Origin of the sequence: Paraburkholderia sp. RL17-383-BIF-A (genome assembly GCF_046028015.1) — a bacterium.
Lineage (GTDB): Bacteria > Pseudomonadota > Gammaproteobacteria > Burkholderiales > Burkholderiaceae > Paraburkholderia.
Genome location: NZ_JARESR010000006.1, coordinates 139904 through 156828, shown reverse-complemented (window position 1 = coordinate 156828; position 16925 = coordinate 139904). Strand labels below are relative to the sequence as shown.

At 63.6% G+C, this 16925-nt stretch carries 17 protein-coding genes; 9 read left to right on the top strand and 8 right to left on the bottom strand.

Annotated features, from left to right (window positions below):
- Nucleotides 1-38: 38 nt before the first annotated feature.
- Entirely contained in the window at nucleotides 39-683 is a 645-nt protein-coding gene (plsY, locus tag P0D71_RS09610) for a glycerol-3-phosphate 1-O-acyltransferase PlsY (protein ID WP_408186046.1), read from the bottom strand.
- Nucleotides 684-808: 125 nt separating this feature from the next.
- Nucleotides 809-1300 (bottom strand): Cys-tRNA(Pro) deacylase, encoded by a 492-nt coding sequence (gene ybaK / locus P0D71_RS09605; RefSeq protein WP_408479811.1) that lies wholly within the window; start codon nucleotides 1298-1300, stop codon nucleotides 809-811.
- A gap of 140 nt (nucleotides 1301-1440) precedes the next feature.
- Between ybaK and P0D71_RS09600 the strand changes: the two genes are divergently transcribed.
- Complete coding sequence (locus P0D71_RS09600; protein WP_408479810.1) at nucleotides 1441-3003, top strand: class I adenylate-forming enzyme family protein; 1563 nt, start codon at nucleotides 1441-1443, stop codon at nucleotides 3001-3003.
- A 28-nt stretch (nucleotides 3004-3031) separates the two neighbouring features.
- On the opposite strand, the gene xerD is transcribed toward P0D71_RS09600, so the two are convergent.
- From xerD to queG, 3 genes are all read right to left on the bottom strand, one after another.
- Nucleotides 3032-3967 (bottom strand): site-specific tyrosine recombinase XerD, encoded by a 936-nt coding sequence (xerD, locus tag P0D71_RS09595; RefSeq protein WP_408479809.1) that lies wholly within the window; start codon nucleotides 3965-3967, stop codon nucleotides 3032-3034.
- Entirely contained in the window at nucleotides 3964-4434 is a 471-nt protein-coding gene (locus P0D71_RS09590) for a methylated-DNA--[protein]-cysteine S-methyltransferase (protein WP_091799543.1), read from the bottom strand. The genes xerD and P0D71_RS09590 overlap by 4 nt, the downstream gene beginning before the upstream one ends.
- Nucleotides 4435-4538: 104 nt before the next feature.
- Nucleotides 4539-5786: a tRNA epoxyqueuosine(34) reductase QueG gene (queG, locus tag P0D71_RS09585; protein ID WP_408186042.1), complete on the bottom strand. Its 1248-nt coding sequence runs from the start codon at nucleotides 5784-5786 to the stop codon at nucleotides 4539-4541.
- A gap of 17 nt (nucleotides 5787-5803) precedes the next feature.
- Between queG and tsaE the strand changes: the two genes are divergently transcribed.
- Both tsaE and P0D71_RS09575 read left to right on the top strand, forming a co-directional pair.
- On the top strand, nucleotides 5804-6382 hold the full coding sequence (tsaE, locus tag P0D71_RS09580; protein ID WP_091799537.1) for a tRNA (adenosine(37)-N6)-threonylcarbamoyltransferase complex ATPase subunit type 1 TsaE: 579 nt from the start codon (nucleotides 5804-5806) through the stop codon (nucleotides 6380-6382).
- Nucleotides 6364-7935 carry an N-acetylmuramoyl-L-alanine amidase gene (locus P0D71_RS09575; protein ID WP_408479808.1) on the top strand — a complete coding sequence of 524 codons (1572 nt, stop codon included), beginning with the start codon at nucleotides 6364-6366 and terminating at the stop codon, nucleotides 7933-7935. The genes tsaE and P0D71_RS09575 overlap by 19 nt, the downstream gene beginning before the upstream one ends.
- Before the next feature lie 148 nt (nucleotides 7936-8083).
- Here the strand turns inward: P0D71_RS09575 and P0D71_RS09570 are convergent, their stop codons facing one another.
- Entirely contained in the window at nucleotides 8084-8986 is a 903-nt protein-coding gene (locus P0D71_RS09570; protein ID WP_408479807.1) for an EamA family transporter, read from the bottom strand.
- 180 nt (nucleotides 8987-9166) lie between these two features.
- Here P0D71_RS09570 and P0D71_RS09565 point away from each other — a divergent pair, with 180 nt between their 5' ends.
- Together P0D71_RS09565 and trxA are read left to right on the top strand one after the other, a co-directional pair.
- Entirely contained in the window at nucleotides 9167-10042 is an 876-nt protein-coding gene (locus P0D71_RS09565; protein WP_408479806.1) for a pirin family protein, read from the top strand.
- A 121-nt stretch (nucleotides 10043-10163) separates the two neighbouring features.
- Complete coding sequence (gene trxA, locus P0D71_RS09560; protein WP_408479805.1) at nucleotides 10164-11012, top strand: thioredoxin; 849 nt, start codon at nucleotides 10164-10166, stop codon at nucleotides 11010-11012.
- 102 nt (nucleotides 11013-11114) lie between these two features.
- On the opposite strand, the gene tcdA is transcribed toward trxA, so the two are convergent.
- The gene (tcdA, locus tag P0D71_RS09555; RefSeq protein ID WP_091799522.1) at nucleotides 11115-11972 is read right to left on the bottom strand and encodes a tRNA cyclic N6-threonylcarbamoyladenosine(37) synthase TcdA; all 858 of its coding nucleotides are present in this window, start codon (nucleotides 11970-11972) and stop codon (nucleotides 11115-11117) included.
- A 227-nt stretch (nucleotides 11973-12199) separates the two neighbouring features.
- Here tcdA and pdxH point away from each other — a divergent pair, with 227 nt between their 5' ends.
- The 3 genes from pdxH to P0D71_RS09540 all read left to right on the top strand — a co-directional run bounded on the left by pdxH (nucleotide 12200) and on the right by P0D71_RS09540 (nucleotide 15559).
- On the top strand, nucleotides 12200-12841 hold the full coding sequence (gene pdxH / locus P0D71_RS09550; RefSeq protein ID WP_408479804.1) for a pyridoxamine 5'-phosphate oxidase: 642 nt from the start codon (nucleotides 12200-12202) through the stop codon (nucleotides 12839-12841).
- A gap of 142 nt (nucleotides 12842-12983) precedes the next feature.
- Nucleotides 12984-14198, top strand: a complete 1215-nt coding sequence (locus P0D71_RS09545) for a class I SAM-dependent methyltransferase (protein ID WP_091799516.1) — start codon at nucleotides 12984-12986, stop codon at nucleotides 14196-14198.
- A gap of 71 nt (nucleotides 14199-14269) precedes the next feature.
- Nucleotides 14270-15559, top strand: coding sequence for a DUF72 domain-containing protein (locus tag P0D71_RS09540; protein ID WP_408479803.1), 1290 nt, complete (start codon nucleotides 14270-14272; stop codon nucleotides 15557-15559).
- Between the two features lie 30 nt (nucleotides 15560-15589).
- Here P0D71_RS09540 and msrA read toward each other — a convergent pair whose 3' ends face one another.
- The gene (gene msrA / locus P0D71_RS09535; protein ID WP_408479802.1) at nucleotides 15590-16138 is read right to left on the bottom strand and encodes a peptide-methionine (S)-S-oxide reductase MsrA; all 549 of its coding nucleotides are present in this window, start codon (nucleotides 16136-16138) and stop codon (nucleotides 15590-15592) included.
- A 263-nt stretch (nucleotides 16139-16401) separates the two neighbouring features.
- On the opposite strand from msrA, the gene P0D71_RS09530 reads away from it, so the two are divergent.
- Nucleotides 16402-16911, top strand: a complete 510-nt coding sequence (locus P0D71_RS09530; protein WP_408479801.1) for a flavin reductase family protein — start codon at nucleotides 16402-16404, stop codon at nucleotides 16909-16911.
- The last annotated feature ends 14 nt before the right edge of the window (nucleotides 16912-16925 follow it).

The window sequence follows — 16925 nt, the reverse complement described above, 5'->3', positions numbered from 1 at the left end:
GTCGGCGCGCGAACGCCGCGCGCCAATGCATCAACCCGTCAGACGTCGCTCCCCGCCGCCGGCTTTGCCGCCGCATCCGCCTTCTTCTTGTCGCCAATGCGGCTCTCCTGCCCGCGCATCAGCTTGGCGATGTTGCCGCGATGGCGCCACACCAGCAGCGAACTCATCACGACGATCGCCAGCGCGATGATATGCGGCCCGAACAGGAAGCCGTCGAAGATCGGCGCAAATACCGCCGCGGCCAGCGCCGCCAGCGACGAATAGCGCGTGAAGAACGCCACGATCAGCCAGGTCAGCAAGGTCGCCACGCCGAGGATCGGATTGATCGCGAGCAGCACGCCCGCCGCGGTCGCCACGCCCTTGCCGCCTTTGAAGCGGAAGAAAACCGGATACAGGTGACCGAGAAACACGGCAACCGACGCAATCGCCACCGAAGTCTCGTCGAGCCCATAGCGCGCGCCGAAATGCACGACGAACCACACCGGCAGCCAGCCCTTGAACGCGTCGCCGATCAGCGTGAGAATCGCGGCCTTCTTGCTGCCGCTGCGCAGCACGTTGGTGGCGCCCGGGTTGCCCGAGCCATAGGAGCGGGGGTCGTCGAGGCCCATCGCGGCGCTCACGATCACGGCAAACGACACCGAACCGATCAGGTAGGCAACGACAGCAACGATCAGGTTTTGCATCTGGGACTCTTAAAAGGATCGGCGGTCTGAAACTCGATACCCCAACCGCAACAGGGCGCGCAACTCGGAACAAAGCGGCGCACATTCTACCGAACGCGCGCGCCCGGAAAACATTCAGGCAAACGTCAATCGACGCTCGCGCACTGAACCGCCTTTGCCGCCAGCAACGCCGTCAACACCTTCGGCTCGATGCTGACCAGGAAACCGCGCCGCCCGCCGTTCAACCAGATCTTGTCCATCTCGAGAATGCTCGACTCGACATACACCGGCATCTGCTTCTTCGTGCCGAACGGCGAGGTGCCGCCGATCAGGTAGCCGGAATGCCGGTTCGCCACTTCAGGCTTGCACGGCTCGACGCGCTTCGCGCCAATCTGCCGCGCGAGGTTCTTGGTGCTGACGGTGCGGTCGCCGTGCATCAGCACGATCAGCGGCTTGGCGTGCTCGTCTTCCATGACCAGCGTCTTCACGACGTGATGTTCGTCCACGCCGAGCTGACGCGCCGATTCCCCGGTGCCGCCATGCTCGACATAATCATAAGGATGTTCGCCGAAAATGACGCCGTGGCGGCGCAGAAACTGCGTGGCCGGCGTTTCGGAGACGTGTCGGGATTTGCTCATCGGCGCATTGTAATGGCGACTTTCCGCAACGGCTATTTGCTGAATGGTCAATTGTGCGGGACCGGCGATTATGGCACGATCGTTCGAAAATATTCCGGCGCACCGCACGCCGGGCAACGAGCCGTTCCAAGGAGACAGCGTTGAACCCAGATTCGTCCACCCGTTCCACGATCGACATTCCCGCGCTGCTGGCCGCCCTGCCCGCGCGTATCGCCGACATTCCGGCGCTCGCCGCCGCGCGCGATCCGCAACATATCGCCTTGATCGAGGATGCGCGCCGTTTGAGCAGCGCGCAACTGCTGCAAGCCGTCGACGCCGCTACCGCGCTGCTGCGCGAATGGGGCGTGCGTGGCGGCGATCGCGTGATGATCGTCGCGGAGAACAGCATCGCGCAGATCGTCCTGCTGTTCGCAGCCGCGAGGCTCGACGCGTGGGCGCTGGTGTCGAACGCGCGCCTGTCGGCGGGCGAACTCGATTCGATCCGTGCTCATGCGCAGCCTCGCGTGGTCGCCTACGCCACCGAAAGCTCGACCGATGCCCAGCAGCACGCGCAGCGGCATCAAGCCAGCGCGGCGCCGGCCATCACGCCAGATATCGGCGCGTGGTCCTACTCCGTGAACAACGCGGCGATAGCCGAACCGGTCGAAGCCGAAAACCACCGCCAATGCGCCGCGCTGATTTACACCACCGGCACGACCGGCGCACCGAAGGGCGTGATGCTCTCGCATCGCAATCTGCTCTTCATTGCCGCAATCTCGAGCCGCCTGCGCAAAGTCGGCCCGGACGATGTCGTTTATGCCGTGCTGCCGATTTCGCATGTCTATGGCTTCGCGTCGGTGTGCCTGGGCAGCCTGCACGCAGGCGCAACTTTGCGGCTCGTGCCCCGCTTCGCGCCGGAAGCCGTGCGCCGCGCTCTCGCCGAAGAACGCGTATCGATCTTCCAGGGTGTGCCCGCCATGCACGCCAAATTGCTCGAGCATCTGCACACGCACGGCCACCCGTGGTCCGCGCCGCAATTGCGCTTCGCGTATTCCGGCGGCTCGCCGCTCGACGCCGCTCTGAAAGCGCAGGTGGAGAGCGTCTACGGTCTGCCGCTGCACAACGGTTACGGCATGACCGAGAGCAGCCCGACCGTGTCGCACACCATGCTCGACGCGCCGCGCAACGACTGCTCGGTCGGCGAGGTCATTCCGGGCGTCGAGGTACGTTTCGTGGGACTCGACGGTGTCGATGCCGCGAAAGGCGAGATCGGCGAGCTATGGGTGCGCGGTCCGAACGTGATGCTCGGCTACTACCGCAGCCCCGAGCAGACACGTGCGGTCGTGACCGAAGACGGCTGGCTCAAAACCGGCGATCTCGCGCGCCAGGACGCGGACGGCGCCTTGCATATCGTCGGGCGCAGCAAGGAGTTGATCATCCGCTCGGGCTTCAATGTCTATCCGGCCGAGGTCGAGCATGTGTTGAACGCGCATCCGCAGGTCGTGCAGTCGGCGGTGGTCGGGCGCGCGGTGGAAGGCAACGAGGAAGTGGTGGCGTTCGTGGAGTTGATGGCCGGCGCGGACGTCACGCCCGCCGACTTGATCGACTGGTGCGGCGAGCGTCTCGCGCCGTACAAGCGGCCAGCCGAAGTCAAGGTACTCGCCGCGTTGCCGGCTGCATCGACCGGCAAGATTCTGAAGCATCGGCTGCGCGAGTTTCTCTGAACGAGAGCCAAGCCAGGCGAAACGCAAATCACCCTCGCGGATGATGCTGCGCATGCAGCGACTTCAACCGTTCGCGGGCCACGTGCGTGTAGATCTGCGTGGTCGAAATATCCGTGTGGCCGAGCAGCAGTTGCACGACACGCAAATCAGCGCCGTGATTGAGCAGATGCGTGGCGAACGCGTGCCGCAACGTATGCGGCGACAAAGGTGCATTCACACCGGCCGCCAACGCGTGGCGTTTGATGATGTTCCAGAACTGCTGGCGCGTCATGCCCTCCGCGCGGTTCGTCACGAACAGTGCATCCGTTGCGCGGGCGCCGAGCAACGCGGGCCGCGCCTCGCGCAGATAGCGCTCGATCCAGCCGTGCGCCTCTTCGCCGAACGGAATCAGGCGCTCCTTCGAGCCCTTGCCCATCACACGCACCACGCCCTCGTTCAGTCCCACTTCCACGGTCTTGAGCGTGACCAGTTCGGTCACGCGCAAACCGCTCGCATACATCAGTTCAAGCATCGTGCGATCACGCAGGCCCAAAGGCGTATCGATGTCGGGCGCGCCGAGCAGTGCTTCGACTTGCGCTTCGGTGAGCGTCGACGGAAAACGCGGCGGCTGTTTCGCCGAGCGGATGCGCACCGTCGGGTCGACCTTCGTGCGATGCTCGCGCACGGCCCAACCGTAGTAGCGGCGAAACACCGAAAGCCGCCGGTTCGCCGAAGTCGATTTGTCCTTCTGGCGTGCAGCGCTATACGCGTTCAGATCGGCTTCGCTCGCGGTGTCGAGTGAAGCGTCGCGGCTCTGCGCGAGCCATTCGCAAAAGAGACGCAGATCGCGGCGGTACGCGTCGAGCGTGTTGCGCGACAGGCCATGTTCGAGCCACAGTGCGTCGCAGAACGCATCGATCGATGCCGAGCTTGCGACAAAGAGAGGGGACGCGGCGGGCGCGTCGTCGATCAAGGTATCGCTCATGCGTAGGGAATGCCTTCATGCGCCAGCAGCCAGCGCTTGACGTTGCGGAAGAAACCATCTTCGGCGTGATTCGCAAAACCGCCGATGCCGCTCGAACTTACCACCCGATGGCAGGGAATCACGATCGGAAAGTAATTGGCGCCGCACGCCTGACCGACCGCGCGCGGCGCGCTGCCGAGTTGCCTCGCCAATTGCCCATAGGTCAGCACGACGCCCGGCGCAATGTCACTGATGGCCTGCCAGACGCGCTTCTGAAATGCGGTGCCGACCGGGGCAAGCGGCAACTCGAATTTCGCCGAAGCACGTTCGAAATACCGTTCGATCTGTTCGGCCGCCCGCCTCGCCAACGGCGTGTCGGGCGCGACGCTTTGCATGGAATCCGGCAGATAGACGATCTCGCGCACGGCCTCGCCTTCGAGACGGATGCCGACCTTGCCGAACGGCGCATCGATCACTGCGTTGAACATGATTGCCTGCTCCTTGCTGGCGCGGCGCTCCGGTTTGCAAGGTTGGCGCACTTGCATGTCGTGCAGCACGCTGCACACGCCGAACCCAATAGTGTGCCGCTACTTTACGCCGCTTCCAACGCCCATTCCACATGCTCGCGCACAACGGCCGAAGCGTCGCCGGCCCGCGATTTCAGCGCCTGCACGATCGCCTCGCGCGCCGGCTCGCTCAAAGTATCGCGCGACGCACGCAGCGCGTTGCCCATGCCCACCGCGAGATTGCGCAGCCAGCTCTCATAGCCGATCCGGCGAATCGCACTGCCCTGCATGCGCGTATCGAACTCGTCCGCGCTCCACGAGAAAAGCTCGACAAGTGACGCGCGATCTAGTCCATGCCGCACGTCGAAATCGGCGACCGGCGCGGCCTGTGCGAACTTGTTCCATGGGCACACGAGCTGACAATCGTCGCAACCGTACACGCGATTGCCGATCAGCGGCCGCATTTCCAGCGGAATGCTGCCCTTCAATTCGATCGTCAGATAGGAGATGCACAAACGCGCATCGACCTTGTAAGGCGCGACGATCGCGCCGGTCGGACAGGCGCCGAGGCAACGTGTGCAACTGCCGCAGTGCGAGCCCGGCGTTTCGGGCGCGACCTCGGGCGAGGTTTCGGCATCCGTCGGCAACGGCACATCGACATAGATTTCGCCGAGAAAAAACAGCGACCCGGCGTCGCGCTGCAACAGCAGCGTGTGCTTGCCGCGCCAGCCGATGCCGGCCTTCTGGGCAAGTTCTACCTCCAGCACCGGCGCCGAATCGGTAAATACGCGGTAGCCAAATGCGCCGATCTCCGCCTCGATTTTTTCGGCGAGATGTTGCAGACGGTTACGCATGACCTTGTGATAGTCGCGGCCGCGCGCATAGATCGACACCACCGCCGCCGACGGGTCCGCGAGCCGCGCATGCTCGGCTGCGCGCCAGTCCCGGCTGTCCTGCATCAGCGGGCCGTCATGCAAAGCGCTTTCGGGCGCCTTTCCGCTCAGTGTCTGAGCGGGCAAATAAGCGATGCGCGCGGTAATCACACGTCGCGTGCCGGCCACAAGCTCGGCGGGCCGCGCGCGTTTCATGCCGTGTTTCGCCATATAATCCATCTCGCCGTGGCACCCCGCTTCCAGCCAGGCTGCAAGCGGCGCTTCGGCCGCGGAGAGATCGGTGTCGCTAATGCCGATTGCTCCGAAACCCAGTTCACGGCCCCACGTTTTGATGTTCAGCGCGAGCGCATTCAGCGCCGTTTCATCGAAATGACGCTCGGCACGCGCATCGTCGTCAGACGCAGGCGGGCAGGAAACAGGGGACTCCGGACTTCGGTTCATCACGCCATTTTACGAGAATGCCTGACAATCCCGATCTCGCGATCCAACCGCCCGCCAATGTCCTGCTCGAACGCACCTTCGCGCTCGCGGACGAAGCCGCCACACTCGCATTCGGCGAGCGCTTCGCGAAGGCGATTGAAAGCGTGCGTGAAGCGTCGCAACACGCGCCGGGCGTTCAAGACAACACGGCATTCCACGGGCTGCAAGTGCAACTCGTCGGCGATCTTGGCGCCGGCAAAACCACCCTCGTGCGCGCCACCTTGCGCGGCCTCGGCCACACCGGCCGCGTGCGCAGTCCCACCTACACACTCGTCGAACCCTACGTGCTCGAACGCCCCAGCGGGGAACTCGCGCTCTATCACTTCGATCTGTACAGATTCACCGATCCGGCCGAATGGGCCGACGCGGGCTTTCGCGAATACTTCGACAGCGGCGCCGTCTGCCTCGTCGAATGGCCGCAACGCGCAGGGCGTCTCTTAGGCGTGCCGGATCTCGTCTTCTCGCTCGACCTCGACAATGAGAACCAAGGCGACGGCCGTGTACTCGTCGCACGGGCATACAGCGAACCAGGAAAGGCATGTCTCGAAAGATGTTGATCAAACCGTTCCGCTCGATCGAATCGGCGGCTACCGCAACGCATAACTGGCGGCGCCGGCAGATTCTGCGCGCGGGTGCATCCACGCTCGTGCTCGGCCTCGTCGCGCCGCGTCTTGCGTGGGCCAGCTCGGTGCTCGGCGTGCGGGTCTGGCCCGCGCGCGACTACACGCGCGTCACGATCGAATCCGATCAACCTTTGCAGAACGCCCAGCAGTTGCTGCAGGGACCGGACCGGCTGGTGGTCGATCTGAGCGGCCTCGATCTGGATCAGGCGCTCAAGGACCTCGTGTCGAAGATCACACCGAACGATCCGCAGATTCAATCGGTGCGTGTGGGGCAATATCAGCCGCATGTGGTGCGCATGGTGTTCGACCTGAAGGGCTTGGTGAAGCCGCAGGTGTTCACGCTGCCACCGGTCGGCGCATACAAATACCGGCTCGTGTTCGACCTGTATCCCGCGGTCGCGCCCGATCCGTTGATGGATCTGCTCGCGCAGACAGAACGCAAGCAGCAGACGTTGAACGACCAGAACGCCGCGCCACCGCCCGCCACCTTGAGCGGCCCGGGCACCACGCCGCCCGCCGCCGACAACAGCGAGGCATTCTTCGAGCGTTACGCGCAGAACGGCGGCAGCGGGTCCACGCCGAGCGTGCCGCGTCCGCCGGTGCATGTCACGCCAACGCCTGCTCCGCCGATCGTCGGCAAGCCCGCCACGCCGCCGGCGCCGTCCACGGCCATCGCGCGCAATAAAGGCAACAGCGCCAGCACGCTGGGCGCGGACGACGCCGGCAGCGACGATACCTACGCGTTCACCACGCCCAAATCCGGCAAGAGCAACACGGTGCGTTTGCTGACCGTCGCGATCGATCCGGGTCACGGCGGCGAAGACCCGGGCGCGATCGGCGGCTCGGGCACCTACGAGAAACACGTCGCGCTCGACATCGCCAAGAAGCTGCGCGCGAAGATCGACGCGCAACCGAACATGCGCTCCATGATGACGCGCGACGCCGACTTCTTCGTGCCGCTGAACGTACGTGTGCAGAAAGCGCGCCGCGTCGGCGCGGACCTGTTCGTATCGATCCACGCCGACGCGTTCACCACGCCCGACGCCAAGGGCTCGTCGGTGTTCGCGCTGTCCGAGCATGGCGCGTCGAGCGCCGCGGCGCGTTGGATGGCGAACAAGGAGAACTCGTCGGATGAGATCGGCGGAATCAACATCAAGTCCGCCGACGCCACCGTCAACCGCGCACTGTTCGATATGTCCACTACCGCGCAGATTCGCGACTCGATGCGCTACGGCAACTTCGTGCTGAAGGAAATTGGCGGCATCAACAAGCTGCACAAGGGCTCGGTCGAACAGGCGGGGTTCGCGGTGCTGAAGGCGCCGGACATTCCGTCGATCCTCGTGGAAACCGCCTTCATCAGCAACCCGGACGAAGAGCGCCGCCTGAACGACGACGCGTATCGCGACAAGATGGCCGATGCGATCATGACCGGTATCAAGCGCTATTTCGCGGCGAATCCGCCGCTCGCGAAGAACCGCATGACGTGATGCTTTCGCTTGCAACGATGCAATGAAACACGGCCGCTCGATGCGGCCGTAGTTTCGTTGGTGGTGTGGTTGTCGGCGCTGTGCGCGCTCTGGTTTGCGTTTTATCGTCCGCGTCTTTTTGTCCGCTTTTTCGTCCGCTTTTTCGTCCTCAATCGGACGCGCCGGTTGCCCGGCGCGCCGGTAAAAACCGCTGCACGACCCAGCCACCGAACACGTTCACGGCCAACCCTGCCATCACCAGCAAAGCGCCGGCGATTTGCGCCGCCGACAGTTGCTCGTCGAGAAACAGCGACGCCGACGCGAGCCCGACGATCGGCACCAGCAGCGAAAACGGCGCGACCTGGCTTGCCGGATAGCGCGACAGCAGGCGGCTCCACAATCCGTAGCCGATCAGCGTGGCGATGAACGCGAGATACACGATGGCGAAGATCGACATCGCGCTGATGCCTGAAAGCGCGGCAACGATGCGCTGCGGCCCCTCGAACGCATACGACAGCGCGAAAAACGGCAGCGGCGGAATCAGGCTGCCCCACACCACGAGTCCGACGAGATCGACCTTGCCGACCTTCTTCGTGACGATGTTGCCGAGCGCCCACGAGCACGCGGCGCACAATGTGAGGACAAATCCGGCCAGCGTCATGGCATGGCCGCCTTGCAGGCCGATCACGGCAAGCCCGCCCGCCGCGATCACCAAACCCACGACATTCGGCAAGCGGAACCGCTCATGCAGGAAGATGGCCGCGAATATCAGCGTAAAAAACGCCTGCGCCTGCAACACCAGCGAAGCGAGTCCGGCCGGCATGCCGACATACATGGCCGAGAACAGAAAAGCGAACTGCCCGAACGAAATCGTCGCGCCGTACGCGAGCAGCCAGCGCCACGGCAGGTTGGGCCGCTTGATGAAAAACACCGCCGGCACCGCGGCGAGCGTGAAGCGCAGCGCGCCGAGCAGCATGGGCGGCACGCCATGCAGGCCGACCTTGATCACGACGAAGTTGACGCCCCACGCCACGACGACAACCAGCGCGAGCAGCAAATCCTTGGGCGACATCCCGGTCTCCAATTGATTGTTCGATCCGGCAGTTTAGCGGAGCCGGCAACGGCAAGCGACGGGCCGCGCTACGGATTCCCGGAGCGTCGACATGGCGCTCAGCCCTCATCATTGCGTCCTCCGCAGTAGAATCGTCCATTCAGCAAAAATTTCCTCTCACCTTCCCAGCCGAGTCTGCCCATGTCTTCCTCGATCAAAGCAGTCCTCAAGCCGCACCTGCGCGACGTCGGCAGTCTGACCGTGCGGCGCGTGCTGCCGGCCATGGCGGCGCGTCTGATCGGTCCGTTCATCTTCTTCGACCATATGGGCCCGGCCACCCTCGAACCCGGCGTCGGCCTCGACGTGCGCCCGCATCCGCATATCGGCCTTGCCACGGTGACCTATCTGTTCGAAGGCGCGATCATGCATCGCGACAGCCTCGGCTCGGCGCAGAAGATCGTCCCCGGCGACGTCAACTGGATGACGGCCGGGCGCGGTATCGTCCACTCCGAGCGCACGCCGGAAGAGGACCGCGCGAGCGGCCTGACCATGCACGGCATTCAGACGTGGGTCGCGCTGCCGCTCGAAGACGAAGAGATCGAGCCATCGTTCGCCCATCACGCGGCGGACACGCTGCCGGTGGTCGAGCGCAACGGCGTGACGCTTCGGGTGATCGCGGGCACGGCGTTCGGCGCGACCTCGCCGGTCGCGACGTTTTCGGGCACGCTGTATGTCGCCGGCGAATTCGCGCCGGGCGGCGCCTTCGCGCTCGAACCGGAGCACGAGGAACGCGGCGTCTATCTCGTGGACGGCGATCTGGAAATCGACGGCACGCCGCTCGAAGTCGGCCAGATGGCCGTGCTCGCGCTCGACGAAACGGTCACGCTGGCGAGCACCCACGGCGCGCGCGTCATGCTGCTCGGCGGCGAGAAGCTGGAGGGCGAGCGCTTTATCGAGTGGAATTTCGTCGCCAGTTCGCGCGAGAAAATCGAAGCCGCGAAGCTCGTATGGACCAATCAGGAAATGGGCAAGGTGCCGGGCGAAACCGAATGGATTCCGCTGCCCCAGCGTAAATGATCGCCAAGGCGCGCAAGTAAGCGCAACTGAGCGAGAATCGGCGCAAGCGCGCTCAGCCCGCATTGAATCCGCGGCGTTCGGCCCCAAATAACCAATAGACCGTTTTATCGACGAGGACGCAATGGACACCACTCTGGCCACTTTCGAACAGGACGTCATCACGGCGTCGACACTGGCCCCCGTGCTGGTCGATTTCTGGGCGCCCTGGTGCGGCCCGTGCAAGACCCTCGGCCCGATGCTCGAAAAGCTCGAAGCCGAAGCCGCCGGCAAATGGAAGCTGGTAAAAGTCAACGTAGACGAAAACCAGGAACTGGCCGCGCACTTCCAGGTGCGCAGCATTCCGCACGTCATGGCCTTTGCCGACGGACAGCCGGTCGATCAGTTTGTCGGCGTGCTGCCTGAAGGCCAGTTGCGCGAGTTTATCGAGCGGCTCGTGCCGCAGGGCGCTGACGCCGCGCGCCTCGAGGCGCAAACCGCACTGGCCGAAGGCCGCCGCGAGGATGCCTACGACGCGCTGCAAGCCGCCCTCGCCTACGACCCGGGTTTCGACGAAGCACGCATGGACCGCATTGAAATGCTGCTCGAAGACAACCGTATCGACGAGGTCCGCAACGAAATCGATCTGCTATCGCCGAAAACCACGCAAGGTATCGACGCGCGTTTCAACGCGATCAAGACGCGCCTCGACGCCGTGGACGCCGCCGCGGACTTGCCGCCGACCGATGCGCTGGAAGCCAAGGTCGCCGCCGACCCAACCGATCTCGAAGCGCGCTTCGATCTGGCCAGCGCGTTCATCGCCCGCCTCAAATACGCGGAAGCGCTCGAACAACTGCTGGCGATCGTGCAACGCGACCGCACGTTCCGTGACGATATCGGCCGTAAGACGATGCTGTCGGTGTTTGATCTGGCCGCGCATCAGCCGGAGCTGGTGGCGCAATGGCGGCGCAAGCTGAGCGCCGCGCTGTACTGATCCGCCTGATCAGTGTTCGGGCGTGGCCACTGTGCCGCGCCTGAATGCCTGCAGGTCTCAATTCCTGAAGACGCCGCGGCATTTGCCGCGACGTGAATCACCTCAAGCCGTCGCCTGCTTCGCCAACGCCCGCAGCACATGCGCGGCCGCGGCAAAACCGAAGCTCGCCGTCACGCACACGCTCGAACCAAATCCCGCGCAGTTCAAACCGACCGGTCCCGTGTGTCCCGGCGACGTGCTCACGTGCTCGGCTTCCGTGTCGATATCGCAGACGGCGGCTTCCGGATAGATCAACGGTTCGTCGGAATACACCGCGCTCACCTTGAACCTGGCCTTCGGCCCGCGCGGAAAACCGTGCTGCTTGCGCAACTGTCCGCGCACTTTCGACAGCAACGGGTCCTGGATCGTCAGCGCGAGATCGTCGATGCGAATGCGCGTCGGATCGAGTTGACCGCCCGCGCCGCCAATCGTGATCAACGGCTGTTTCCTCTCCACGCACCATGCGATCAACGCGGTCTTGGTGCGCACGCTGTCGATCGCATCGATCACGTAGTCGAAGCCGCCGCCGAGGGTGGCGTCGAAATTGTCCGGCTCGACGAAGTCTTCGATCAGCCGCACGTCGCAAAACGGATTGATCGCCGCGATGCGTTCCGCCATCGCTTCGACCTTCGGTTTCCCGTAGTTGCCGTCGAGCGCGTGGATCTGCCGGTTAGTGTTGCTCTCGGCGACGTTGTCGAGGTCGATCAGCGTCAGCGTACCGACCGCGCTGCGCGCGAGCGCCTCGGCCACCCACGACCCCACGCCGCCAATGCCGATCACCGCCACGTGCGCGCCTTCGAAGGCGGCGAGCGCCGGTGCGCCGTACAGGCGGGCAATGCCGCCGAAGCGCCGCGCGCGGTCGGCGGTTTCACTCCCGTCGAGGCTGGTAGTAAGATCGGATGGCGCGGTGGTGCTGGACATGATGGCAGGGCTCGTTGGTCAGGCAAAAATACAAGGTGGCGACGCGAATGCATACGCAGCCCCGTATTTTGCCTGAACGCACCAAGTTGCATCGCCGGGTAGAGAACAACTCAAAGGCTCGCGGCGCGTCGGCATGCTCCGCTCACCACGCTGGACCTTGACTTGGCTGCGCGCAAAAAATTAGCGCCTTGGCTATACTGATTGAACTGTAGCGTTCGCATAAGAACATGACCTCACTCGCCGAACTTCGAAAAAACTATTCGCTGGGTTCTCTGGACGTCGGCGATGTCGGCCGCAACCCGTTTCGTCAATTCGATACGTGGTTTAAACAGGCCGTGGACGCTCAACTGCCCGAACCGAACACCATGACGGTGGCCACGGTCGACTCGCGCGGCCGGCCTTCGGCGCGCATCGTGTTGATCAAAGGCGTCGACGAGCGTGGCTTTGTGTTCTTCACCAATTACGAAAGCCGTAAAGGCCGCGAACTGGCGGCCAATCCTTACGCAAGCCTGCTGTTCTACTGGATCGAACTGGAGCGGCAGGTACGCGTCGAGGGGCGCATCGTCAAAACCAGCGCGGAAGAAAGCGACGGGTATTTCGCGTCGCGTCCGCTCGGTTCGCGTATCGGCGCGTGGGCATCGAATCAAAGTCAGCCAATTGAAAGCCGTTCGCAGCTCGAAACGCGCGAACGCGAATTCAGCCTGCAATACGGCGACCAACCGCCGCGTCCGCCACATTGGGGCGGCTATCGTTTGGTGCCCGAAGCAATCGAGTTCTGGCAGGGCCGGCCGTCACGTCTTCACGACCGTTTGCTCTACACTCGGTCGAACGAACATAGCGACTGGCAAATCTCCCGCCTGTCGCCCTGAATCGGAATACAACGCCGGCAAGTGCGCTGCCAACGCAGCAGCGCACGCCGGCCGGATGGCATCTCGCGGCATGGGAGCTGCGCCGCATCGAGCTGCAATCCACACAAGCTTTGCTTTAATTCAACGGACACGGAGAGATCACATGTTCTGGGAGAAGAAGCTGGCGCAGTGGGTGGAAGATGTAAAAACCAAAGCTAATGTTCCGGCGCGCCTCGTGCTCTGGGACGGTCAGCAACACGACTTCGGGCAGTTCGCCGCGCCGCAGGTCACGCTTCATGTCAAAAGCGCCACGGCGCTGCCCTATCTGCTCGAACCGAGCCTCGACAATCTCGGCGAGGCGTACGTGAAAGGCAAGATCGACATCGAGGGCAAGCTGTCGGACATCATCAATGTCAGCTACGAATTGGCGCGCAATACCGTCACGACCGCGGGCAAGCTGGCGCGCGTGCGGCGCTACTTCAATCATTCGAAGGCGTCGGACAAGAAGGCGATCGAGTATCACTACGACGTCTCGAACGAGTTCTACAGACTCTGGCTCGACGAGAACATGGTGTACTCGTGCGCGTACTTCGAGAACGGCGACGAAGATCTCGCCACCGCGCAGATCAAGAAGATCGACCACATCCTCACCAAGATCCAGTTGCAACCGGGGCAGCGCCTGCTCGATATCGGCTGCGGCTGGGGCGCGCTCGTTTTGCGCGCGGCGCAGAAGTTCGGCGCGAAGTGTGTGGGCGTGACGCTCTCGCAGAACCAGTTCGACCTTGCCACCGCGCGCGTGAAAGCCGCGGGCCTGGAAAGCCAGATCGAGATTCGTCTGCAGGATTACCGCGACGTGCAGGGGCAGTTCGATCGCATTACGAGCGTCGGCATGTTCGAGCACGTGGGCCGCAAGAATCTGCCGGGCTACTTCGAGAAAATCCGCGATCTGCTGGTCGACGACGGCGTCGCCATGAATCACGGCATTACCTCGAGCGATTCGGACAGCGGTGAGACCGCGCTCGGCGGCGGCGAATTCATCGACCGCTATGTGTTCCCCGACGGCGAGCTGCCGCATATCAGCCTCGCACTCGAAGCGATGCAGCGCGGCGGGCTCGAAGCGGTTGACGTCGAAAGCCTGCGCCGTCACTATGCGCACACGTTGAACATCTGGGCGGAAAATTTCGAAACGCATGCGGAAGAAGCCCGCAAGCTGGTCGACGACGAGAAATTCCGTATCTGGCGCGTGTATCTGGCGGGTTGCGCCTACGCGTTCGAAAACGACGACGTCTCGATCTACCAGGTGGTGTGCCGCAAAGCCGGCCGCAGCGCGAAAACCCTGCCGTGGTCGCGCCGCTATATGTACGACAAACCGCTGTAATCCGGTTGCGCCACGGCGCCGTGCATGAGCGGGCGACGCGGCGCAACCTTTGAACAGCAGGTCGAACACCGATGGACCAGAGCGGGACAAGCGAAGTTGAACAGCCGGTTGAAGGCGAAGCGGGCGCCGCAGGCGAAGCCGTGCAGTTCGATCTGTTCGGAATGCCGGTGGAGCCAGCGCCGCAGAAGGCCGATGCCCGAGTCAAGCAGGCGCGCGGCAGCGCTGGGGCCGCCGCCGTGTCGCAGCCAGACGAAGGCGACGCCCCGCCTGAAGCCGACACCGCGAACGTCCCTACCGACACCCCGAAAAAGCGCCGCACCCGCGAAATCCTCGCCGCCCCACCCTCGCCCGAGTTGCTCGCGCTCGCGGCCCAACTCCCTGCGCAGATCCACCTCGGCACGTCCACATGGTCGTTTCCTGGCTGGAACGGCATCGTCTACGGCGACGAATACAGCAACAGCAAGCTCTCCCGCGAGGGTCTCACGGCCTACGGCGCGCATCCGCTGCTGAAAACGGTCAGCATCGACCGGTCGTTTTATCAGGCGCTCACGGTCACCGAATACTTGCGCTACGCGCAGCAGGTGCCCGAGCACTTCCGCTTTATCGTCAAAGCGCCGATGACGATCACCGACGCCACGGTGCGCGCCGAACGCGGCGAGCCGGTCTCGATGAACCCGTGTTTTCTGAACGCGCAAATGGCGATCGACGACTTCGTCACGCCTTGTCTCGAAGGCCTCGGCGCCAAGGCCGGCGCACTGGTGTTTCAGCTCTCGCCACTGCCGGACCAGATGCTGGCGCAGCCGGCGGCGTTCATCGAACGGCTGGCCGAATTCCTGACAGCCTTGCCGAAGCTGCCGGAAGGCACCTGCTACGCAATCGAGATCCGTGACGCGAGCCTGCTCACGCCGCGTTTCATCCGTACGCTCAAGACCGCGGGCGTGCGCTATTGCGTGGGCATTCACGCGAGTATGCCCGATCCACTGCGCCAGGCTGCAGCGCTCGCACTGCTGGACGGCGAACCGGCCGGACCGCTGATCGTGCGCTGGAGTCTGCACGGTGGCTTCAAATACGAACAGGCGAAGGCCAAGTACGAGCCGTTCAACCAGTTGGTCGACCCGGATCCCGCAACCCGCGCGTCACTCGCCGAACTGGCCGCGCGCTATGCGCTGGCCGGCCAGCCGGTGGTAATCGCGATCAACAACAAGGCGGAAGGCTCGGCGCCGCTGAGCTGTCTGGAGTTGGCGCGGGCCATTATCGAGGCGTATGCGCGGCTGGCTCATGAACACGAGCATGAACCTTCGCACGACAATGCGTCCGCGCCGCCCAACGAAAACGACTGCCCGCCACACTCGGGAACTTAACAAGCAGCGCGTGACCGGCGGCTCAGCTCGTTAACCCACCCTGACCCGGTGAGCAAACTTCTGACGAAACTTCGCCACTTTCGGCGCCACCACGAACGAGCAATACCCTTGATTCGGGTGGTGCGCGAAATAGTTCTGGTGATAGGCCTCGGCAGGCCAGTAGTTGCCGTCGAGCGGCAGCACCTGGGTGACGATCTGCCCGTCGTAAATCTGCTGTTCGCCAATCTCGCGGATCGCCTGCAGCGCGGTTTCCCGTTGCGCTTCGGAGTGCGCAAAGATCACCGAGCGGTATTGCGTGCCGACGTCGTTGCCTTGCCGATTCAACTGCGTCGGATCATGGATCGCGAAGAAGATGTCGATAATCTCGCGGTAACTGATTTTGGCCGGATCGAAGTCGACCTTCACGACTTCGGCGTGGCCCGTCTCGCCGTCGCATACCTGCTCATACGTCGGTTGCCGGGTCTGGCCGCCCGCATAGCCCGACTCCACCGCGTTCACGCCTTCGACGCCCAGGTACACCGCTTCGAGGCACCAGAAACAACCGCCGCCAAGAGTGGCGACTTCGCCTGTCTGACTCATGCTGCCCGCTCCTTGAACTCACAATCGCACAATCGGCCGATGCCGGTCCACGCTTCGCCGCAACACTCGTTCCACCCACGAGCTTTCCAGCTTAGCGGTTTTTTCATACAACGGATGGGGTCGCGGCCAATCCGCCGCGATTGCAGTTAAAATTGGGACAAATCGACGATTTTCACTATGACTTTCGAATCATTTGTTTTCGGCCGCGCGCGCGACAGCTTCATCCCGGGCTTTAGCCGGTTTGCGCCAGAGGCCTGCGCCCAATGAAGCGCGCCAGCCCGCCCAACTTCGACCAGAACGCCTTTAAACAGGCGCTCAGCCAATTCGCCACCGGTGTCACCGTCATTACAACGCGCGCGGCATCCGGCCAATTGATCGGCATCACGGCCAGTTCGTTCAACTCGGTTTCGCTCAATCCGCCGCTGGTGTTGTGGAGTCTCGCCACGCGCTCGGCGTCGATGCCCGTATTCCGCGCCAATAGTCACTACGTGGTCAACGTGCTGGCCGCGTCGCAGCTCGATCTGTGCAAACGCTTTGCGACCGTCAAGGGCGACCGCTTCGAAGGCGTGTCGCATGCGGAAGGCGACACCGGCATGCCGGTGCTGAATGGTGCGCTCGCCTGGTTCGAATGCCATAACCGCAGCCGTTACGAGGAAGGCGACCACGTGATTTTCGTCGGCGAAGTGGAGCGCTGCGGCGTGCATGAGAATGCCGCCGAGATCTCGCCGCTCGTCTTTCAGAACGGCCAGTTTCACGGACTCAAGCCGCTTTGACCGCGCGGCCGCCC

What these genes read in the sequence shown, in the direction of transcription:
- plsY (WP_408186046.1), bottom strand. Translation starts at nt 683, where the DNA reads ATGCAAAACCTGATCGTTGCTGTCGTTGCCTACCTGATCGGTTCGGTG.
- ybaK (WP_408479811.1), bottom strand. Translation starts at nt 1,300, where the DNA reads ATGAGCAAATCCCGACACGTCTCCGAAACGCCGGCCACGCAGTTTCTG.
- xerD (WP_408479809.1), bottom strand. Translation starts at nt 3,967, where the DNA reads ATGAGCGATACCTTGATCGACGACGCGCCCGCCGCGTCCCCTCTCTTT.
- P0D71_RS09590 (WP_091799543.1), bottom strand. Translation starts at nt 4,434, where the DNA reads ATGTTCAACGCAGTGATCGATGCGCCGTTCGGCAAGGTCGGCATCCGT.
- queG (WP_408186042.1), bottom strand. Translation starts at nt 5,786, where the DNA reads ATGAACCGAAGTCCGGAGTCCCCTGTTTCCTGCCCGCCTGCGTCTGAC.
- tsaE (WP_091799537.1), top strand. Translation starts at nt 5,804, where the DNA reads ATGCCTGACAATCCCGATCTCGCGATCCAACCGCCCGCCAATGTCCTG.
- P0D71_RS09575 (WP_408479808.1), top strand. Translation starts at nt 6,364, where the DNA reads ATGTCTCGAAAGATGTTGATCAAACCGTTCCGCTCGATCGAATCGGCG.
- P0D71_RS09570 (WP_408479807.1), bottom strand. Translation starts at nt 8,986, where the DNA reads ATGTCGCCCAAGGATTTGCTGCTCGCGCTGGTTGTCGTCGTGGCGTGG.
- P0D71_RS09565 (WP_408479806.1), top strand. Translation starts at nt 9,167, where the DNA reads ATGTCTTCCTCGATCAAAGCAGTCCTCAAGCCGCACCTGCGCGACGTC.
- trxA (WP_408479805.1), top strand. Translation starts at nt 10,164, where the DNA reads ATGGACACCACTCTGGCCACTTTCGAACAGGACGTCATCACGGCGTCG.
- tcdA (WP_091799522.1), bottom strand. Translation starts at nt 11,972, where the DNA reads ATGTCCAGCACCACCGCGCCATCCGATCTTACTACCAGCCTCGACGGG.
- pdxH (WP_408479804.1), top strand. Translation starts at nt 12,200, where the DNA reads ATGACCTCACTCGCCGAACTTCGAAAAAACTATTCGCTGGGTTCTCTG.
- P0D71_RS09545 (WP_091799516.1), top strand. Translation starts at nt 12,984, where the DNA reads ATGTTCTGGGAGAAGAAGCTGGCGCAGTGGGTGGAAGATGTAAAAACC.
- P0D71_RS09540 (WP_408479803.1), top strand. Translation starts at nt 14,270, where the DNA reads ATGGACCAGAGCGGGACAAGCGAAGTTGAACAGCCGGTTGAAGGCGAA.
- msrA (WP_408479802.1), bottom strand. Translation starts at nt 16,138, where the DNA reads ATGAGTCAGACAGGCGAAGTCGCCACTCTTGGCGGCGGTTGTTTCTGG.
- P0D71_RS09530 (WP_408479801.1), top strand. Translation starts at nt 16,402, where the DNA reads ATGAAGCGCGCCAGCCCGCCCAACTTCGACCAGAACGCCTTTAAACAG.